Genomic DNA, 3532 nt, shown 5'->3' with positions numbered 1-3532 from the left:
ATGTTGATGGCGCGCCCGCGCAAGGTCCGGCACAGTCCGTCGGACAGGACCTGCATATACCGGGCCAGCACCACCAGGTCCGCGCTGTACTCCTCGACCAGCTCCAGCAGCCGGCGCTCGGCCTCCGGCTTGGTCTGCGCGGTGACCGGAACGTGGATGAAGGGCAGTCCGGCGGCCTCCGCCATGGGCCGCAGGTCTTCATGGTTGGACACGACGACGGCGATGTCCGCGCCCAGGCTGCCGGCACGCCAGCGGAAAATCAGGTCGTTGAGGCAGTGGCCGAACTTCGACACCATGACCAGCAACCGCTGCGGTTTGGCGTCGTGGAAGTCGAAGGTCATGCCGAAACCGGCGGCCACGGCAGCGAACTGGGCGGTGAGGGTTTCGGGGGTGAAACCGTTCCCGCCTTCGCCGGAACTGTCACCGGCACCACCGGGCCGGAACGCGGTCCGCAGGAAGAGGGTGCCGCTGACGTGGTCATCGAACTGCTTGTGCTCGACGATGTCGAAGCCGCGTTCAGCCAGGAAGCTGGTGACGGCGTGGACGATGCCGGGCCGCTCGGGACAGGCCAGGGTCAGGGCGAAGGGGGCGGCCGCCCGGGTGGTGGGGGCCAGCTCCTCGCGGGTCAGGATAGTCATAGTGTTTTTCACCTCGAGGTTGAAGGGCACGGTTTATCCCCGGCACAGTGGTCGTCGCATTCGTGCTTGGTTACCAGGTCGAACTGGGCTCCGCCGTGCTGGTCCACGCCGGACCGGATCGCCCGCTCCACCACCGAGTCCGCCAGCCGCTTTCGCAGCGCCAGCGGGTCGCGGCGCAGGTCGCGGGTCAGGGCGAAGCACATCAGGAACATGACCAGGACAAAGGGCACCGCGGAGATGATCGTGATCCGCTGCAGCCCGGAGAGGGCTTCAGCGGGCTGGTCCCCGCCGGCCAGGAGCATAACCGCCGCGACGGCTCCGGTGAGGACGCCCCAGAAGATGACCACCCGGCGTCGTGGTTCTTCGGTTCCGTGGGAGCTGAGGGAGCCCATCACGATCGAGGCGGAGTCCGCGCCGGTGACGAAGAAGATGCCGGTCAGGACCATGGCCAGGACCGCCACCGCCGCGGCGATCACGTTTGGCAGGGACAGGTTCTGCAGCAGGTCGAAGAGGGCGCCTTCAGTGGAGATGGAGGGAACGCCGTCGACCATCTGGACCAGACCGTCCGAGGTGTCTTCGGTGGCGTCGGCCTGTTGCTGGACGCCGAAGGCGGCGCCGCCGAAGATGGCGAACCAGATGACGCTGACGATGCTGGGAATCAGCAGGACGCCGGTGACGAACTGCCGGATGGTCCGGCCCCGGCTGATGCGGGCGATGAACATGCCCACGAATGGGCTCCAGGAGACCCACCAGGCCCAGTAGAAGATGGTCCAGCCGGAGAGCCATTCGCGCATGGCCTCGTTACCGACGGCCTCGGTGCGCGAGGCCATGTCCGCCAGGTCGCGGGCGTAGTCGCCGACAGCGGCCGGAATCAGGTTGAGGATGAACAGCGTGGGCCCGGCGACGAAGACGATCAGCGCCAGCACCACCGCCATCACCATGTTGATGTTGGCCAGCCACTGGATGCCGCGCTTGATGCCGGAGACGGCGGAGGCGACGAAGCACGTGGTCAGGACCGCGATGATGACCACCAGGACCGGGGTGGCCAGCTGGCCGACCCAGCCGTTGGCCTGCAGGCCGCTGCCGATCTGGAGTGCGCCCAGGCCCAGCGACGCGGCGGAGCCGAACAGAGTGGCGAAGATGGCCAGGATGTCGATGACTTTCCCGCCGGGCCCGTCCGTTATTTTCCTGCCGAAGAGCGAGGTGAACACCGAGGAGATCAGCTGCCTGCGTCCCAGCCGGAACGTCCCGTACGCCATGGCAATACCGACGACGGCGTACATCGCCCAGGGATGCAGGCTCCAGTGGAAGATGGAGGTGGCCAGGGCCGTCTGGATGGCAGCCGGTGTCTGGCCGTCGACCGTACCGGGCGGCGGTGAAATGTAGTGGTACAGGGGTTCGGCCACGCCGTAGAACATCAGGCCGATGCCCATGCCGGCGCAGAACATCATGGCGATCCAGGAAACCGTCCGGAATTCGGGCTTTTCGCCGTCCCGGCCAAGCGGAATGTTGCCGAAGCGGCCGAGTGCCAACCAGAGCACGAAGATCACGAACAGCGAGGCAAGGGTCACGAAGACCCAGCCGGTGTTCTTGGTGACCCAGCCGAGCGCATTGGTGGAGGTGGTGGACAGGCTGTCCGTACCGGCGAAGCCCCAGACGACGAAGGCCAGGGCCATGATGCCGGTGACGCCGAAGATGACCTTGTCCACGCGGGCGTTCCGCGGGCCGGCCACGGCGCCATTGCCGTGGTCCGCCGTCCGCTCGGCGGTTTTTTGCTCGGAGGCGTTCTGTCGCAGTACTTCGAGGATTGCGGTGTCGGGATCGGCCGGATCCTGCCCGGTGAAGGCCTCCAGCTCCTGGTCGACTTCCGATGCATCCATGGCGGCGTCCAGTTCGTCGTTTCCGTCCTGGATCGTTGTGTCGCTGTTGATGGCCATGCGCTGTTCCTTCGCTTGGACGGGTCCGTTGCTTAGACGTGTCCGTCGACCGTTAGGCCGGGTGGCAGGTTGGGAGCCGCGTCGGACTCCTTGATCATGATGTCGCCGTCGATGACGGTGACCTCATGGACACGGACCGGAAGCTTGGCCGGCGGGGCGTCGACTTCTCCGGTCCGCAGGTTGAACTTCGATGCATGAAGGGGGCATTCCACTTCGCAGCCTTCGACCCAGCCGTCCGCCAGGGATGCGTCCTGGTGGGTGCAGGTGTCATCGATGGCGAAGAGTTCGCCGTCCTCCGTATGGAACACGGCGATCGGCGGTGATGTGTCGAGCCGCAGCGCGTCTCCGGCAGCGAGTTCACTCAGTGGGCATGCCTTGTGCATCGGAAAACCTCGTTTCGCCTTGCTGTTCCGTAATGATCAACCTTGATCACACTATGCAACAGAGTGATCCAGTTCACTTGCACTTGTCAAGGAATTTCAGGGGGCCAGCTTTGTCCTTGACAAGAAGTGTGAGGGGGGTCACCCTGTTGCATATAACGCTACTTGTTGCGTCTGTCGCAATTCACGAGAAGAGGAGGTGGCGATGCAGACACTAGCCATCGTGGGAGCGTCCCTCGCCGGCATTTCCGCTGCGCGCGCAGCCCGCGCGCAGGGCTACACCGGCCGGCTGCTGATCATCGGCGATGAGCTGCAGCGGCCGTATGACCGGCCGCCGCTGTCCAAGGAATTCCTGGCCGGCAAGATCGGTGTTAACGATCTGTCCCTGGAAACCTGGGACGGCGAGGCCGGGGATGATCCGCTGCGGGCGGAATGGCTGCTGGGCGTGCGCGCAACCGCATTCGATTCGGCCACCCGGACCATCACCCTCGGCGACGGGCGCACGCTCCGGGCTGACGGCGTCGTTATTGCCACCGGTGCATCGGCGCGGACCCTGCCCGAGCTGGCGGGGCTGGCC

General features: G+C 65.7%; 4 protein-coding genes. 1 reads left to right on the top strand and 3 read right to left on the bottom strand.

Annotation, left to right across the window (positions count from 1 at the left end; genetic code table 11):
* The 3 genes from AC5RW2_RS41500 to AC5RW2_RS41490 form a co-directional block, all read right to left on the bottom strand.
* Positions 1–638, bottom strand: a 638-nt coding sequence (locus tag AC5RW2_RS41500; protein ID WP_494075320.1) for a formyltetrahydrofolate deformylase, incomplete at its 3' end; no start/stop codon positions are given.
* Between the two features lie 8 nt (positions 639–646).
* A complete protein-coding gene (locus AC5RW2_RS41495) occupies positions 647–2575 on the bottom strand; it encodes a BCCT family transporter (protein WP_494031748.1) in 1929 nt (642 codons plus the stop codon).
* A gap of 32 nt (positions 2576–2607) precedes the next feature.
* Entirely contained in the window at positions 2608–2958 is a 351-nt protein-coding gene (locus tag AC5RW2_RS41490) for a bifunctional 3-phenylpropionate/cinnamic acid dioxygenase ferredoxin subunit (RefSeq protein WP_494031747.1), read from the bottom strand.
* 202 nt (positions 2959–3160) lie between these two features.
* Here AC5RW2_RS41490 and AC5RW2_RS41485 point away from each other — a divergent pair.
* Positions 3161–3532, top strand: a 372-nt coding sequence (locus tag AC5RW2_RS41485; RefSeq protein ID WP_494075319.1) for an FAD-dependent oxidoreductase, incomplete at its 3' end; no start/stop codon positions are given.

It is taken from the genome of Arthrobacter sp. B0316-1-20 (assembly GCF_059091865.1).
This window is presented reverse-complemented; position numbering and strand designations above follow the sequence as displayed.